Source organism: Mesorhizobium sp. M1348 (assembly GCF_040317925.1).
Taxonomy (GTDB): Bacteria; Pseudomonadota; Alphaproteobacteria; order Rhizobiales; family Rhizobiaceae; genus Mesorhizobium.
In genome coordinates this window covers 224,134-238,902 of record NZ_JAMYLH010000005.1, presented here as the reverse complement: position 1 = coordinate 238,902, position 14,769 = coordinate 224,134, and the positions used below count along the sequence as shown (strand labels likewise).

General features: G+C 61.6%; 14 protein-coding genes and 1 pseudogene. 4 read left to right on the top strand and 11 right to left on the bottom strand.

The annotated features are described in order from the left end of the window. Positions 1 to 156: 156 nt before the first annotated feature. Positions 157 to 597 carry a DUF2267 domain-containing protein gene (locus NKH13_RS11985; protein ID WP_352912595.1) on the top strand — a complete coding sequence of 147 codons (441 nt, stop codon included), beginning with the start codon at positions 157 to 159 and terminating at the stop codon, positions 595 to 597. Between the two features lie 233 nt (positions 598 to 830). Here NKH13_RS11985 and NKH13_RS11980 read toward each other — a convergent pair whose 3' ends face one another. From NKH13_RS11980 to NKH13_RS11940, 9 genes are all read right to left on the bottom strand, one after another. Beyond that, positions 831 to 1,913 carry an NAD(P)-binding domain-containing protein gene (locus NKH13_RS11980; RefSeq protein ID WP_352912594.1) on the bottom strand — a complete coding sequence of 361 codons (1,083 nt, stop codon included), beginning with the start codon at positions 1,911 to 1,913 and terminating at the stop codon, positions 831 to 833. After that, a complete protein-coding gene (locus NKH13_RS11975) occupies positions 1,910 to 2,074 on the bottom strand; it encodes an NAD(P)-binding protein (protein WP_352912593.1) in 165 nt (54 codons plus the stop codon). The genes NKH13_RS11980 and NKH13_RS11975 overlap by 4 nt, the downstream gene beginning before the upstream one ends. 223 nt (positions 2,075 to 2,297) lie before the next feature. Further along, positions 2,298 to 3,110, bottom strand: a complete 813-nt coding sequence (locus NKH13_RS11970; RefSeq protein ID WP_352713345.1) for an SDR family NAD(P)-dependent oxidoreductase — start codon at positions 3,108 to 3,110, stop codon at positions 2,298 to 2,300. Continuing rightward, positions 3,107 to 4,108, bottom strand: a complete 1,002-nt coding sequence (locus tag NKH13_RS11965) for a sugar phosphate isomerase/epimerase family protein (protein WP_352466742.1) — start codon at positions 4,106 to 4,108, stop codon at positions 3,107 to 3,109. Before NKH13_RS11965 ends, NKH13_RS11970 begins: the two co-directional genes overlap by 4 nt. A 37-nt stretch (positions 4,109 to 4,145) precedes the next feature. Next, on the bottom strand, positions 4,146 to 4,919 hold the full coding sequence (locus NKH13_RS11960) for an SDR family NAD(P)-dependent oxidoreductase (RefSeq protein WP_352466743.1): 774 nt from the start codon (positions 4,917 to 4,919) through the stop codon (positions 4,146 to 4,148). Between the two features lie 3 nt (positions 4,920 to 4,922). Beyond that, positions 4,923 to 6,020, bottom strand: coding sequence for an ABC transporter ATP-binding protein (locus tag NKH13_RS11955; RefSeq protein ID WP_352466744.1), 1,098 nt, complete (start codon positions 6,018 to 6,020; stop codon positions 4,923 to 4,925). A gap of 10 nt (positions 6,021 to 6,030) precedes the next feature. Then, positions 6,031 to 6,933 carry a carbohydrate ABC transporter permease gene (locus NKH13_RS11950; RefSeq protein ID WP_352912592.1) on the bottom strand — a complete coding sequence of 301 codons (903 nt, stop codon included), beginning with the start codon at positions 6,931 to 6,933 and terminating at the stop codon, positions 6,031 to 6,033. Continuing rightward, entirely contained in the window at positions 6,926 to 7,864 is a 939-nt protein-coding gene (locus tag NKH13_RS11945; RefSeq protein ID WP_352466746.1) for a carbohydrate ABC transporter permease, read from the bottom strand. The genes NKH13_RS11950 and NKH13_RS11945 overlap by 8 nt, the downstream gene beginning before the upstream one ends. A gap of 57 nt (positions 7,865 to 7,921) precedes the next feature. Beyond that, the gene (locus NKH13_RS11940; RefSeq protein ID WP_352912591.1) at positions 7,922 to 9,187 is read right to left on the bottom strand and encodes an ABC transporter substrate-binding protein; all 1,266 of its coding nucleotides are present in this window, start codon (positions 9,185 to 9,187) and stop codon (positions 7,922 to 7,924) included. A 101-nt stretch (positions 9,188 to 9,288) separates the two neighbouring features. Between NKH13_RS11940 and NKH13_RS11935 the strand changes: the two genes are divergently transcribed. Next, entirely contained in the window at positions 9,289 to 10,527 is a 1,239-nt protein-coding gene (locus tag NKH13_RS11935; RefSeq protein ID WP_352713339.1) for an ROK family transcriptional regulator, read from the top strand. A gap of 68 nt (positions 10,528 to 10,595) precedes the next feature. On the opposite strand, the gene NKH13_RS11930 is transcribed toward NKH13_RS11935, so the two are convergent. Continuing rightward, entirely contained in the window at positions 10,596 to 11,555 is a 960-nt protein-coding gene (locus tag NKH13_RS11930) for a DMT family transporter (protein WP_352466839.1), read from the bottom strand. A 402-nt stretch (positions 11,556 to 11,957) separates the two neighbouring features. On the opposite strand from NKH13_RS11930, the gene NKH13_RS11925 reads away from it, so the two are divergent. Further along, the gene (locus tag NKH13_RS11925) at positions 11,958 to 13,289 is read left to right on the top strand and encodes a PQQ-dependent sugar dehydrogenase (protein ID WP_352466749.1); all 1,332 of its coding nucleotides are present in this window, start codon (positions 11,958 to 11,960) and stop codon (positions 13,287 to 13,289) included. A gap of 85 nt (positions 13,290 to 13,374) precedes the next feature. After that, positions 13,375 to 13,662: pseudogene (locus NKH13_RS35625) on the top strand (hypothetical protein); the annotation flags it as partial. Here the strand turns inward: NKH13_RS35625 and NKH13_RS11915 are convergent. After that, the gene (locus NKH13_RS11915; protein WP_352466750.1) at positions 13,646 to 13,903 is read right to left on the bottom strand and encodes a hypothetical protein; all 258 of its coding nucleotides are present in this window, start codon (positions 13,901 to 13,903) and stop codon (positions 13,646 to 13,648) included. The pseudogene NKH13_RS35625 and the gene NKH13_RS11915 sit on opposite strands and share 17 nt — an antisense overlap. Between the last annotated feature and the right edge of the window lie 866 nt (positions 13,904 to 14,769).

Sequence of the window (14,769 nt, the reverse complement as noted above, 5' to 3'; positions counted from 1 at the left end):
CGCGGGCCGCTCAGTCAGTCAAGAGATATCCGGGTTCGGTCGGAGACTTCAAGGCCGGGTCGGCCAAAGCTCCCCACGCCAGGCGATTTTCACAGGACCACGAAACAATTGTCTCCGGTCGCCGTTTTGCCCGCAGAACCTTTCGAGGAGGCGACGATGAGCGCAACCGGCTTGGACGTTTTTGAGAAAACGCTGCAAATAACAAACATCTGGCTTGACGAGGTCATGGCAGATCTTGGTCCGGATCGACACATCGCCTGGCATGCATTGGGCGCCGTTCTGCGAACCCTTCGTGACAGGCTACAGATCGGACTGGCGGCCAAATTGGGAGCGGAACTGCCGCTGCTCGTGCGCGGCGCCTACTATGATCGCTATCGGCCCGCCGACATGCCCGACAAGACACGCTCGCTCGAGGAGTTCCTGCAACACATCGCCGATGAATTGAAATCGACCCGTCCTGTCGATCCAGAGGATGCGGCCCGCTCGGTGCTGCGTGTGCTTGCACGGCATATCGACCTTGGCCAGTCGGCAAAGGTGCGGGATGCGCTGCCAAAGGAAATCCAGGTCCTCTGGCCTGAAAGCATGGGGGTCAAATAGCGGCTAAAGTCAGAGGTTAGTGGAGTGCACCGGACCGGACTGCGCCACGCTCAAGGGCGAAGTTCTCAGCCGGTATGGACGGTCGCGGCTTAACCTGGAAAGATTGTGAAAACGCCATCGACGCGGATTACCTGTCCGTTGATGAAGGCGCGCGCGGACCGGCGAGGAAGGCCAACGCTTCGGCGATCTCTTCAGGCTCCGCATACCGGTTCAGACCGACGGTGTCCAGGTCGTCACGAACGCCGCACGATGTGTTCGACAAGGCGGGGCGCCTCCTCGGCGACTGCCAATATTGTGCCTGACTTGCGTGTGGAGGCGAAGTCCAACCCGGCGAAGTAAATGCCTGGCAGGGCGGCCACGCCATCCTCGTGTTCAGGCTGTCCTTCCGGGTCGAGCAGACCGGAAAGCCTCACCCAACTGAAATCACCCTTGAAGCCGGTGCACCACACCACGGTCGTGATGCCGGACCCGGCGAGATCAAGCGAAACGATAGCCGGGTCCGGCCGATGCGCTGTGACGGTATCCGCTGGATCCGGCTCCGACACGGGAGCATCGATTCCAGAGCGGCTGATGTATTCGTCGATATAGCGTTTAACGTTTGCGGAGGCTTCATCCGCAAAACGAATATGCTCTTCGAGATCGTCGGCGAATGACAGACGGCCGTCGTCCTCGACGCCCGCGAGTCGCCCTAGCAGCACGATGCCTCGGGCGCCGAGCGCTTGCAGGCTTATCGTGTGTTCCACCCCAAGCAGACCACGAGGTGGAATGCGCCCCGCAAGTCGAATGATCTCGTCTCGACGCACGTCGAGAAACCCGCTTTCGACGAGCCAGATCATGATGTCGCGACCTCGGTAGCGCCGCGAGAGCCGCCCGACGCGGCTGGTGGCAAGGAAGACCGTTCGGCCTGCTTCTGCCAGTTCCTCCGCGATCTGGACACCAGACTGGCCGCTTCCGACCACCAGCACCGCTCCAGCCGGGAGATCGGCGGCGCTGCGGTAATCAGAAGCATCGATTTGGCGCAGGCCCGGCGGCAAGGCAGCGGCGAAAACTGGCCGCACCGGACAATTCAAGTCACCGCTTGCGATCACCACGTTGCGTGCCAAAACTGTGCCGCGCGAGGTGGTCAACCGATAGACGCCATTCCCGTGCCCACCGGATAGCTCGGTCACAACAGTGTCCGGTTCGACCGGTAGTTCATTTCGCCTGGCGAAATCCTCAAGCAGGGCGACGAACTGGTCGCGCGTCAGGGCACCGAACGGATCTGAACCGTCATAGAAGTCGCCTGGCATGACGGTCTGAACGTTGGGGGTATTCATCCGGAAAGAATCCCACGCTGGGTGCGCCAGGTCTCTCCGATGCGGCCTCGCTCCAATACGGCATGGCGCAAGCCTTGCGGTGCCAGCGAATAGCTGACGCCCAGGCCGGCCCAACCGGCCCCGACCACCACCGCATCAACGATGTTGGCGTCATCCGTCATTTGCCGCGGATCCGGGTGCTAGCGCCGGAGCAGCGCTTCGAGGCGGCACCAACGCCATCAGCGTAACGCCTTGGCCGGCGAACAACCGCCAAACAGCACCCGATGCTGCCTGAACCCATCCCCGCGATCTGCATGGTTTCGCCCCCGACGCGAGGGCACGATAACAGCTTTATCGGGTCACGGCACAACCAAATACTCATCCGAAACCGGCAACGGTCGCAGCTTAACCTGGAAAGAGTGTGAAGCCGCCGTCGACGCGGATTACCTGTCCGTTGATGAAGCGCGCGCGCGGACCGGCGAGGAAGGCCACCGCTTCGGCGATCTCTTCAGGCTCCGCATACCGGTTCAGCGATTTCTTGCTCGAATCCATGCGCTGCGGATCGACCACGCGGCTCGCCTGGAACCGTGCCGTCTTGGTGGCGCCAGGGCTCACCGCATTGACGCGTACGCCATCGTCGATCAGTTCCTTGGCGAGGCAGCGCGTATAATGGACGACAGCTGCCTTGAGCGTCGAGTAGACCACTTCGGGCGAGCATCCGATATGCGCTGCCGCCGAGGCGATGTTGATCACCGAGCCCGAGCCGCGCTTGACCATAGGCGGAACGAACGCCTGGCAGACCAACATCGTGCCGATAAGGTTGTTCTCGGTTAGAACCTTGATGTCTTCGTAGTCGATGTCGAGCGCGTTGTTGGGACTGGGCTTTACGCCCTTGGCGCCGATGTCGCCGCCGGCGCAGTTGACCAGTACGTGCACGTCGCCGAGATCCGCCTCGATCTTCCTCCTCATTTCGGCGACGGCCTGCTTGTCGCCGATGTTGCCGGTGACCGCGGTGATGCGCGTCCCATGCTTCTCCAAGCCCCTGGCAGAGTCGCCGAGGTCCGCGAATTCGCCATATTGAGATGGCCGGGTCCAATCGAGGTCGTGGACCGCGACGTTTGCGCCAAGTTCGGCCAAGCGGTCGGCCATCACGCGGCCGAGGCCGCGTCCCGAGCCGGTCACGAAGGCGGTCAGGCCGCTGAGTTCTCGGGCAGTCATGCTGATTTCTCCTTTGCAATGAAATCGAACTTCATCATGTTGGCGGCGCTGCGCCGGATCATGTCGAGCTCGTACGAAACGAGCGCACCGTCATCATCGCGCTCCCATGGCGTGCGGTAGTCGGCGTCGTCCGCAAGGCGGTTCAGGCGCGCAGCACTCAGGCAGGCCGCGAATTCGCGGGCGGTCTTCGGCGCATATCCGTTCCACCAGTCGTCGGTGAGACAGCGAACGTGACGGGCCTCCAGCGCGCCGGGCTCAAGCACCGCCGTCAGCGTGTCGTGGTGCTCGCCAAGGATGGCTGCCAGTTCGGCGAATGGCACGGCGCCGTCGCCGATCGCGCAGCGGACCAGGCGGTACCCCTCATCCGTGAACTGGACGCGATAATCCTTGAGGTGAACGTGGCGGACATGGGGCGCGATCCGGCGCGTGAAGGCAAGCGGCGCCTCGCCGACAGGAAAGGTGTTGCCGGTGTCGTAGGTGATGCCGACACCCGGCCCGCCGAGTTCGCAGAACGCAACCAGTTCGTCGCTGCCGAAGTCCTGATGGTTCTCGATGCCGAGCACGCGGCCCTCCGCCGCCGCACGCGGCCCCCATTCCGTCAAGGCAGCGCGAATCGTTGCGTTGAATTCGCTCCATTTCCGGCCCCACGCATTGCGGTCGCCGCACAGGACGGGCGTCAGTGCGATACGGATCGTTGTTGCCTCGAGCAGGCGCGCAGCCCGAAAGGCGTTGTCCAGTGGACCTGCCACGAGCAGTCCGCCGCTCACCACCGGGACGATGTCCAGCGCGGCAAGACGCCTGCGCAGCGCGACGATTTCGGCGTCCGTTAGTTCGGTCAACCAGGGTTCGTAGATCTCGAGCGTGCGTGCGCCCAGTTCCTGCGCCAGTGCTATGAAGCCTTCCAGCCCCGCGCCGTCCGGATTGTGCCGCGGCGTGCCGCGGCCCTGCAGTCCGAGATGGTAGGTCAGTCCGTAGGGGTTGAGGCCGAGACGAAGCATCAGCTTGGCGGTTCCAATGGAGAGCGGAGAGGCGTCACTAGCGCAGACCGGCATCGACGGTTATGGACTGTTTGGTGATCATGCGGCTGTCGTCGGCCGCAAGGAAGAGCACTGTCCGTGCAATCTCCTCGCCCAGCAGGACGCGGCGGATCAGTTGCCGCTGCACCGTCTGGTCGACTGCCTCCTGCGTCTTGAACCACAGCTCGCGCTGCCGCTCGGTCATGACGGCGCCGGGTTCGACTGCATTGACGCGGATGTTGTCCGGTCCGAACGACCGCGCCAACGCACGCGTCAGCGCCACCACAGCCCCCTTTGCGGTGGCATAGGCCACCATCTGGTCCGCTCCGAACCGCCAGGCGATGGAAGAGAAATTTATGATCGAGCCGAAGCCGAGTTCCTTCATATGCGGATGCACTGCCTGGGCGGCGAAGAAGTGATGCCGGAGATTGACGTCGAAGCTGCGGTCCCAATATTCCGCCGTTACCGCGTCTATGGGATGGCGCTGATCATTGGCAGCGTTATTCACCAGGACCGCGACCGGACCAAGCCGCGCGCGCACGCCTTCTACCGACGCCTTTAGCGCATCGACGTCGGTTACATCGCAATGGAGGTACAAGGGAGCCTGCCCGGCGGCACCACCGAGCTCGCGCACCAACGCCTCCGCTGGCTCATCCTGCACATCGAGAAAGGCTACCCGGGCGCTATTCGAGGCGAAGGCGCGGACCATATCGGCGCCGATGCCGGAGGCGCCGCCGGAGATCAGCACGACCCGATCGGTCAAGCTCGGATAAGTCGCGAATTGTACGGACATCGATTACAGAAGCGCCTTGGTTGTTGGATCGAACAGGCAGGCGCGCGACATATCGATGCCCAGCATTATCGTCTCGCCCATGACCGGAGCGTCGTCCGGCTCGAAACGGCCGGTGATCTCCAGGTCACCAAGCCTGAGCACGGCAAGCGTCTCGGCCCCGGTCGGCTCGACCAGTTCGACCGGCGCCTGCATGGACGCCACAGCCGGTTTGCGCGACTTCAGGTCGGTCGTGAAACGGTAGATGTGTTCCGGCCGGATACCGAGCACGACGTCCTTTGGCGCACCGGCGGGCATCGGTGCGGCAAGGGCGAGGCTGGCGTCGCTGCCGTCAGCGGCGCGTACCGAGATGCTGGTCGAGCCCGTAAGCCGGGCGGGAATGAAATTCATCGCCGGCGATCCCATGAAACCGGCAACGAACATGTTGGTCGGCCGGTCGTAAATCCGCTTCGGGGTGTCGAACTGCTGTACCGAGCCCTGGTTCATCACTGCAATGCGGGATGCAAGCGTCATCGCCTCGACCTGATCGTGGGTGACATACACCGTGGTCTTGCCGACGCGATGGTGAAGCTTCTTGATTTCGGTACGCATGTCGACGCGCAGCTTGGCGTCGAGGTTGGACAGGGGCTCGTCGAACAAAAACAGCTTCGGGTCGCGGACGAGGGCACGCCCCATCGCCACGCGCTGCCGCTGGCCGCCCGAGAGCTGGCCGGGCTTGCGTTTAAGCAGCTGTTCGATCTGCAGGAGTGCGGCAACCCGCTGGACAGCTTCCGCTTGCACCGCTTTTGGCACGCCTCGGCTTTCCATGCCGAAGGTGATGTTCTGGCGCACGGTCATCGTGGGATAGAGGGCGTATGACTGAAACACCATCGCAATGTCGCGGTCCTTGGGTTGCACCGAGTTCACCAGCCGGTCGCCGATCCAAATCTCTCCCGACGTGACGGTTTCGAGACCGGCAATCATGGCGAGCAAGGTTGACTTGCCGCAGCCTGACGGGCCGACAAGGGCGACGAATTCTCCGGTCTTAGCCTCGAGATCGATGCCGGCAAGAATCTCGAGCGAGCCGTAGCTCTTGTGAAGGTTGCGGATCGTCAACGCGGACATGGGCGACGCCTCATTTGATGGCGCCCTGGGTGAGGCCGCGCACGAAGTATTTTCCACCGAACAGGTAGATCAGCAGCGGTGGCAACGCGCCGATCAGCACTGCTGCGCTCATCACATCGTAAGCACGTGCGGTCGTGCCGCCGGCCGTGAGTGCTACCAACGCCGCCGTGATCGGCTGCTGCTGGCCTGATGTGAAGACGACGCCGAACAAATACTCGTTCCAGATGCCGGTGAACTGCCAGATGACGGTGACGATCAGAATGGGCGGCGACAGGGGCAGGATGATCTTGCGGAAGATCCGCCAGAAGCCGGCGCCGTCGATGCGTGCCGCCTTGATCAGGTCGTCCGGTATGCTGACGTAGAAATTGCGGCAGAACAGGGTGGTGAACGAGATGCCCTGGACGACGTGGATCAACACCAGCCCATATGTGGAATTGGTCAGGCCGAGCTTGCCGAGCAGGAACGCCCACGGCATCAGCGAAATCTGGCCGGGCATGAATACGCCGAGCAGCATCAGATTGAAGATCAGTTCGGAACCCCTGAAGCGCCATTTGGAGAGGATGTAGCCGTTCATGGCGCCGAGAATGGTCGAGATGATCGTGGCGGGGATCGTCATCGCCAGCGAGTTGAAGAAATTGCGCTTCATGCCCTCGCAGGTGCCGCTGACACAGTAGGATCCCCAGGCCTGCGCCCACGCATCGAACCGGAAGCTGCGCGGTACGGAGATGAGGCCGTTGCGGGCAATCTCCGACTGCTCACGCAATGAGTTGAAGATCACCACCAGCAACGGCACGAGATAGACGATCGCGAAAAGCGTCAGCACGGCATAGACAAGGAAGCGGCTCCAGAAATGCCGGCGCGTGGCAGCGGCTTCTTCCGGATCAAAACGGGCATTGGGGGCAATTTCAGCCATTGCGGCCCTCCGCCCGCCGGCGCCAGACAATCCACAAGGAGTACGGCACCAGCACCACCGCTACCGCTGCGAGCATCATCATCGCCGCGGCGGCACCCTCGCCGATTTGGCCGCGCTGGAACATCAGGTCGTAGACATAGATGGCGGGGAAGGTGGTGGACACACCTGGCCCGCCCCGCGTCAACGCCGCCACCAGGTCGAAGGTCTTGATGGCGAATTGTATCTGAATGACCGCCACCGCCAGGAATATCGGAGCGATGGTTGGCAGGATGACCCTGCGATAGGTCCGGAAAACCGACGCGCCGTCGATTTGCGCGGCTTTGACGAGATCCGGATCGACGGACCGTAGACCAGCCAGGAAAAGTGCCATTGCGAAGCCGGACGACTGCCAGATACCGGTTATGATCACCGCATAGATCGCGGTGTTGCGGTTGGCCGTCAGGGCGAAGCTGAAGTCGGTCCAGCCAAGCCCTCGAACGAAGGCCTGGATACCGTCGACAGGATTATACAGCCAACTCCACACCGTGCCGGTGACGATGAAGGACACCGCCAACGGATAGAGGAAGATGGTGCGCCAAACCGCCTCGCCGCGGACGCGCTGGTCGATCGCGATGGCGAGCAGCAGGCCAACCGCCATCGAGCCAACGATATAGAAGCCGCTGAACAGGAAGAGATTCGTATAGGCGATGTTCCAGCGCCGGTTTGCCCAGAGCGAAGCGTAATTGTCCAGGCCGACGAACCCATAGGTCGGCAACAGCGACGAATTGGACAGCGAGATGTAGAGCGTCCAGAGCGTGAAGACGAAAACATAGATGAAACTCGCCGCTATCGACGGCGCCAGCACCAGAATGGGCACCATCGTGCCCAGGCGCTCGCGCCACGGACGGGCCGCGGCAGCTGCAGCTGGTACTATCAGATCATGGGTGGACATCGGGCTGCTCCGGCGAGGTCTGGCCGGGCGCTTCGCCCCCGGCCATCATCGGCAGCGTCACGTCTGCGCTTGGGCCGCATCCGCCATCGCATTGGCCGCGTCCTGCGCACTCATATCCGGCGTGGCCACAAACTCGGTAATTGTATCCATGATTGCGCCGCGGACCTTTTGCGGCACCGTCATGTTGTGCGCCATCGAACGCACGAGCGTGCCGGCGGCGATCGAGGCTTGCAGATCCTTTTGCGAGAGTTGCTGGCAGGGATTGAAGCCGTTCGAAAGATCGACGTCGAGACGGGCCGGTATCGAGCCTTTGGTCTGATTGAAAATGGTCTGGAACTCGGGCGACAAGATAGTGCTCGCAAGCAGCTTTTGGCCCTCGATATAGTCCGGGTCCTTCTGCTTGAAGAACACGACCGAGTCTGAATTCAAGATGAAGCCAGGCTTGCCCCAATCGGTCGGCGCCTGGGCGCAGATATAGTCGGTGCCCTCCTTGAAGCCGCCGGCCGTCAGCAGGCCGAGCGTCCAGTCGCCCATGATGTGGAAAGCGGCCTCGCCACGGCCGACCAGGTGCGACATGGTATCCCAGTCACGCCCGTTCATGCCGGGATCCATGTACTTCGAAGTCATGGTGCGGAACTGCTCGAAGGCCTTGACCATGCCGTCGCTGCGCATGGCATCGACGTCGCCCTCAACGAAAGCTTTCCTGTAGAGATCGAGGTCCTGACCGTACACGACCACTTCGAAGACGGTCGAGTCGGTCCAGTCGGCGGTCGAGTGCGAAATGCAAATCTTGCCGCTGGCCACGATCTTGTCGCAGGCGGCGTTGAATTCCGCCCATGTCTTTGGCATCTCGGTGACGCCCGCGTCCTTCATGACCTTCGGCGATGCCCACAGCCAGTTGATGCGGTGGATGTTCATCGGCGCCGCCACCCAATTCCCGGTCGGCTTCATCACCGGCAGCAATTCGGGAGCGACGACCTTCTCCCAATTTTCCGCCTTCGCCAGGTCATCGAGATTGGCTGTCATGCCCGTCTCGTTCCATTCGGCGATTTCGGGGCCCTTGAGCTGCACAGCGGGAGGAGCGTTGCCGGCGATCACATCGGCACGCAGTTTGGCCAATGTATTGGCCGTATGGCCTGCGATGGAGGTCTGCTGCCAGGTGCCGCCCTTGGCGGTAAACATCTCGCCGAGCTTGGCGATAGCCTGGGCGTCCGATCCGGTGGCCCATTGATGCAAGAGGTTGGTCTTGGGCTCCGCGAGCGCTGTTCCGGTAGCCAAGGTGAAGGCGGTAGCGGCCGCAAAGGCCGTCCTCAGATATTTCATCGTTTCACTCCCATATGTGATGCACGGTTCGTATCGACCGCTTGTGGCCCGCGATTTGAGGTCGTGGCCGGTGAGATGCAGTAATCTCCGTTCTTTCCAAGATGACATATTTGAGCTATCAGTCAACGTGCTTTGTGCTCATCATGAACAAACCTTCGCTTAGAAATTGGCTAATCGACAGGCCGTCCGCGTCGCCGGAGAGCCTGATCGTCCGATGCCTGCGTGAGCGCGGCGTGCTTTCTGCGTCGCAAATTACCCGCATTACCGGTTTGGCGCGGTCGACGGTTTCAACCGCGCTCAATGGCTTGAGAAAGTCGGGGATGGTGATCGAATCCTCGGCCCATCATGACGCGGCCAGGGGTATTGGCAGGCCTGCCGCGACATTGACGCTCAATCCTGCTGCGGGCACCTGCGTCGGCATCCATCTGGGCCTCGACGAGATGCGCTGCGTCGTCGCCGATGTCTCGCATTCTTTCATTGCCGAACAAACTATCCCCATGGGTCTGGACTACCAGCCACAGCAGGCGGCCCAGCTCGCCAAGTCAGTAATTGCCCGATGCTACGAAGAGAACGGTCTGCCGATGGCGGGGCTCCTGGGGGTGGGGGTCTCCGTCTCGGGCCCAGTCAGCCGCGAAGGAGTGGTGCTGCGCGCGAGTATCGTTCCGACCTGGGCCGGGGTCAACATCCGCGATGTGTTCGGGCCGGTCCTCGAACAGCCGATCTTCGCCGACAATGAGAGCAACTGCTCGGCCATTGCGGAGTTGATGTGGGGTGCGGCCGTCGGCCAGGACGACTTCGTGCTGTTCAAGGTCGATCTGGGCGTCGGCGGGGCCATTGTGCAGCACGGCCGGCTGGTGAGCGGCATCGCCGGCGGCGCCGGCGAATTCGGGCACATCAGCATCGATCCCGGCGGCGACCTTTGCCGGTGCGGCAATCGCGGATGCCTGGAGCTCTATGCCAGCTTTGCCCGGCCGCTCGAGCAGATTTCGCGCATCGTGCGACGGCCGGTCACGATGGACGATGTGATCATGATGGCCGAGCAGGGCGACGTGAGGGCGCTGCGGATGATCGAGGACACCGCCGAGTTCGCCGGCCGTGGCCTTGGCTTGATCGGTTCGGTGCTCAATCCGCCGCTCATCATCATCGGCGGCCGCATGGCCTTGGCGGGCGACATTCTCCTGGCGCCACTGATCGCGTCATACGAACGCCACACGCTCATCAAGTCCCGCGATGTGGCGCCCGCGCTGCGCACACGGATAATCGTTGGCAAGCACACGGAGAACGATGCATTGCTCGGCGCGGTCGGCCTCGTGCTGCGCCACAACAGCCGACTTCAGTGACCCGGCTTCGCTTCGGGTGGTGCTCTGATTTTACGAGCTGCTGACCGAAGCGGCGGTGCTGATGTTGCCTACGCGACACGCACCGTGCGCTGCCTCGGCTTGATCGCGGTGGCGAGCAGCAGGCCGGCGACGATGAAGGCGGCGCCGGCGAGATCGTAGTCGTGCAAGCTTTCGCCAAGGAACAGATAAGCGAGCACGGCGACGAAGGCAGTCTGCAGATAGAGCAGCATGCTGGCCCGCCCGGCGCCAAGCGCCTCGACGCTACGGTTGTAGAGATAGTACATCAGAGCGCCGCCCGGGCCGGCAACATAGGCGAGAGCCAGAAGGCCGTTCGCATGCAGCGCCGAACGATCCCCGGAAAATAGTTCCCAGAGATAAAGCGGCAGTGCGGCCAGCGCGCCGGCTCCCAGCAGCAGGACCACCATCGGCAGAAGCTCGATAGCGAATTTCGCGCGACGCAGCAGCACAGTGTAGAGGCCCCAGCAAAAGGCGCTGCCGACGATCCACAATTCGCCGGGATTGAATTGTAGCTGCATCAGCGCGGCAAGGTCGCCGCGCGCCACGATCACCACCATCCCGACCAGAGCGAGCAGCGCTCCAAACGCCTTCCAGACACCGAGGGGCTCGCCAAGCACGAAGCGGGCAAGCACCATGGTCATGATCGGCGACAGCGCCATGATGATGCCGGCGGTTGTCGCGTTGGTGTAGTTGAGGCCCGTGTAGATCATGCCCTGACACAAGGTCAGCCCGATGGCGCCGATGACCAGCACCTCGATCACCCGGGATTGGATCAGCACGAGCATTGCCCCGTGATGACGATGGACGATAGGCAGCAGGATCGCGCAGGCGAGCGCCAGCCGCCAAAAGCAGAGCGCCCAAGGCGGCATCTCGGGGGCAACCCACTTGGCGGCAATATAGACGCCGGCCGACAGGAGCCAGCAGAGCGTCGCGAGGGAATAGGCGAGCGGAAGTGAAGCGTCGGGTGTCGCCTTCGCTACACTTGGATGTGCTATAGGCAGCGATTGGATATCCGTCTCCTCCCACCGCAGATTTTAGCAGATCTGCAGCGTCTTGCTAAGCAGCAGCAACAGCTGTTTCACCAGCTAGTGCAATTGGTGGGTCATTGGGGGTCCCGCCGTTCATGGTCTCGTTCCATTCGAACGCATGTTGGCCCATGAGCAACTCGATACCGAAAAGCGCAAGCCGTATCGATTTCGTGCGATACGAATCTGAGATTCATATCGCGCGACAGATATTCGCGCGGTTGCCACAATCTTCTCGCGCCATATTTCTGCCGAGAGCAGATCTGTCGCGAATTCCTGGCCCTCGGATCACTAGCGCCGCTGTTTTTTTCGAAGCAATTGGAAGAATAAGCCACTGACTTCCGTTTGCACAAAGAGCGCGACACAAATCCATGCGGAGGACGTCCGATGCATGCCGGCTTCCGAGGAAGCGTACTCGTAGCGGTGTTGGGCGCCGTCATGGCAAGCTGCGCTGGCATTCCGGCGCAAAAAACCGGGGCAATAACCGGCTATGGCCCCAACCCCACCTTACCGAAACCAAGACCGACGCTGATCCCGACTGTTAACATAGCCGAGGCGAAAGGCTGGCAGAAAGGAGGTATGCCGACCCCGGCGAAGGGGCTGACAGTGAACGCCTTCGCCACCGGTCTCGACCATCCGCGCTGGCTGCATGTGCTTCCGAACGGCGACGTGCTGGTTGCTGAAACCAATGCCCCTGCCAAGCATGACGAAGGCTTCAGTCTTAGAAAGGTGTTCATGGACCTGGCTATGAAGCGGGCTGGCGCCGCGACCAAAAGCGCCAACCGCATCACGCTCCTGCGCGACACCGATGGCGACGGCATTGCGGATGTGCGCACGACGTTCGCGGAAGGCCTCAATTCGCCCTTCGGCATGACGCTGTCCAAAGGCAAGCTCTTTGTCGCGAATACCGACGCGCTCGTCGCTTTCCCCTACTCCACTGGCCAGACCCGAGTCAGCACGTCGCCGGAAAAGATCATCGACTTGCCGGCCGGGGACCTCAACCATCATTGGACCAAGGACGTGATAGCAACTCCGGATGGACGCAAGCTCTATGTCACCGTTGGTTCCAACAGCAACGTTGGAGAAAATGGCATAGCCGCGGAGAAGAACCGCGCCGCTGTCCTTGAAGTGGATCGGTCGACCCGCCGCACTCGGGTCTTCGCCTCGGGCCTGCGCAACCCGAACGGGCTCTCCTGGAATCCTGGAACTGGCGAGCTTTGGGTCGCCGTGAACGAGCGTGACGAGATCGGCGACGACCTTGTGCCGGATTACATGACCTCGGTTCGTGACGGTGCTTTCTACGGCTGGCCCTACAGCTACTACGGACAGAACGTCGACGAACGCGCCAAGCCGCAGCGCCCCGATCTCGTGGCGACAGCGATCAAGCCCGATTACGCCCTGGGCTCTCATACCGCCTCGCTGGGACTGACCTTCTCCAAAGGCGCCCGGCTCGGTCCGGCCTATGGCAACGGCGCCTTCGTCGGCCAGCACGGATCGTGGAATAGAAGCGTGCACAGCGGCTACAAGGTGATCTTCGTGCCGTTCCATGGTGGCCAACCGAGCGGTTCTCCGAAAGATGTGCTCACTGGCTTCATCGGGCGTAATGGCGAGGCGATGGGCCGTCCGGTCGGCGTTGCTATCGATCAGACTGGCGCACTGCTCGTCGCCGATGACGTCGGTAACGTCATCTGGCGGGTCCGCCGGGCGAATGGCCGTTGAGCGCAGGTGCCTTTCTGATTCCGACCTCAGCCTTCGGCTACAGCGCCACGCCCGATATGGCTGCATTCGGCTACGGTTTCGATGCATATGCCAGGCGACGACATCGCGCCTGCCGCATGTCGGTCGCTACGGCGAGTTCTATTTTGCGCATGGCTATTCGGGCAAGGGGGTGATCCTGTCGACGCTGTCGGGCACGCTGCCCGCTGAGGCGATCACCGGTGATGCTTCGCGGCTCGATCTGTTTTCGACCCTAAGCCACTACGCGACGAACGGTCCGCAGGCAATGTGGCCGCGTGTCGGTCCTTGCCTTGCTCCCGAAGCCTGGACCCCGATAGACCGGCCTGCTGTTTCCTCAGCTAATAGATCGATATGATTGCAGGATTAACCGTTTCATAGCCCAGGCGCGGCTCCGATTTGTCTTTCGAAATTGCGCTGGAGACAGTTCCGGTTGAACTGCAATCCACCTTTGTTTCCCTGTTTTTCTTGATCGTGCTGCCCGACAGGTCGGCGCAGGCCGACGTTACTTCTGTACTGACCACCTTCTCTTTCTCGTGCGCAACGGCGGCGGTGGATACGGCAATCACAATTGCCCCACAAATAATCGTCAATCTCATTGATTTCCCCCTTAGGGCACCGCAAACGTGTGGTCGACTGCTTTGAGACGCCGGCGAAGACGGTACTCGCGCCTGGCCGGCCCATGCGGCTTTCGACGGCACAAGATTGTAACTACATTAGCTGCAGCGCAAGTAACCATTCGGACTAGGGAACGGGGTTCACCCTTCGACGGAAAGCGGCTGAGCTGCCGGCGAAAAAGCAGGCGTTTTAACCGTTTCCGCCGCCGGGCACCTTCTTGAGAGCGATGTAGTCGATCGCGACTGAATGCGGCTTTGCAGGAGGTGGCAGAACAGAGCGACCGCTCTGCTTCGAGCACTACGCTGGACGGCGCGAGGTCTCGCTGTCCCTGGTCGCCGAGGCTGCGCTCGCGTCTTTGCTGCCGGCGGATGCCGAAGAGCGAAAGCAAGCGGCGGTTACTCGCCGCCTCGACCGGATCAATCGACGCGTGCAGCGTGTCGAACGTGACGTCGGAATTGCCATTGAGACGCTTCGCATTGTTCGTCCGCTCTTGGCTCAACTCGACTCCAGCCTTGCCGGAATCTGCACAAGCCGAGGCGCGCGAAGGGTTTGCGGCGCCACGATTTGCTCGTTATTTCGATTACTTATCTGAATTTTGGTAGCGGGAGAGCGCTACATCGCAACACCCACTATCGACGACGCCTTCTTCTGCTATCGACGGCATGCGGCATAGCAGCAACCCACGAGTCTGGGGTCCCAAAGGCGATGATCGGAAAAATGCAGTGTTGTTCTTGATGGGTCTCGGCCGGAAAGAGCCGGGGAAATAGTACTGGGCTGTCTTATTGTAATTGTCCAAGTATCGATAAGAGGTAATTATCGATAGTGAAGAATGCTGCGGAGATAATCC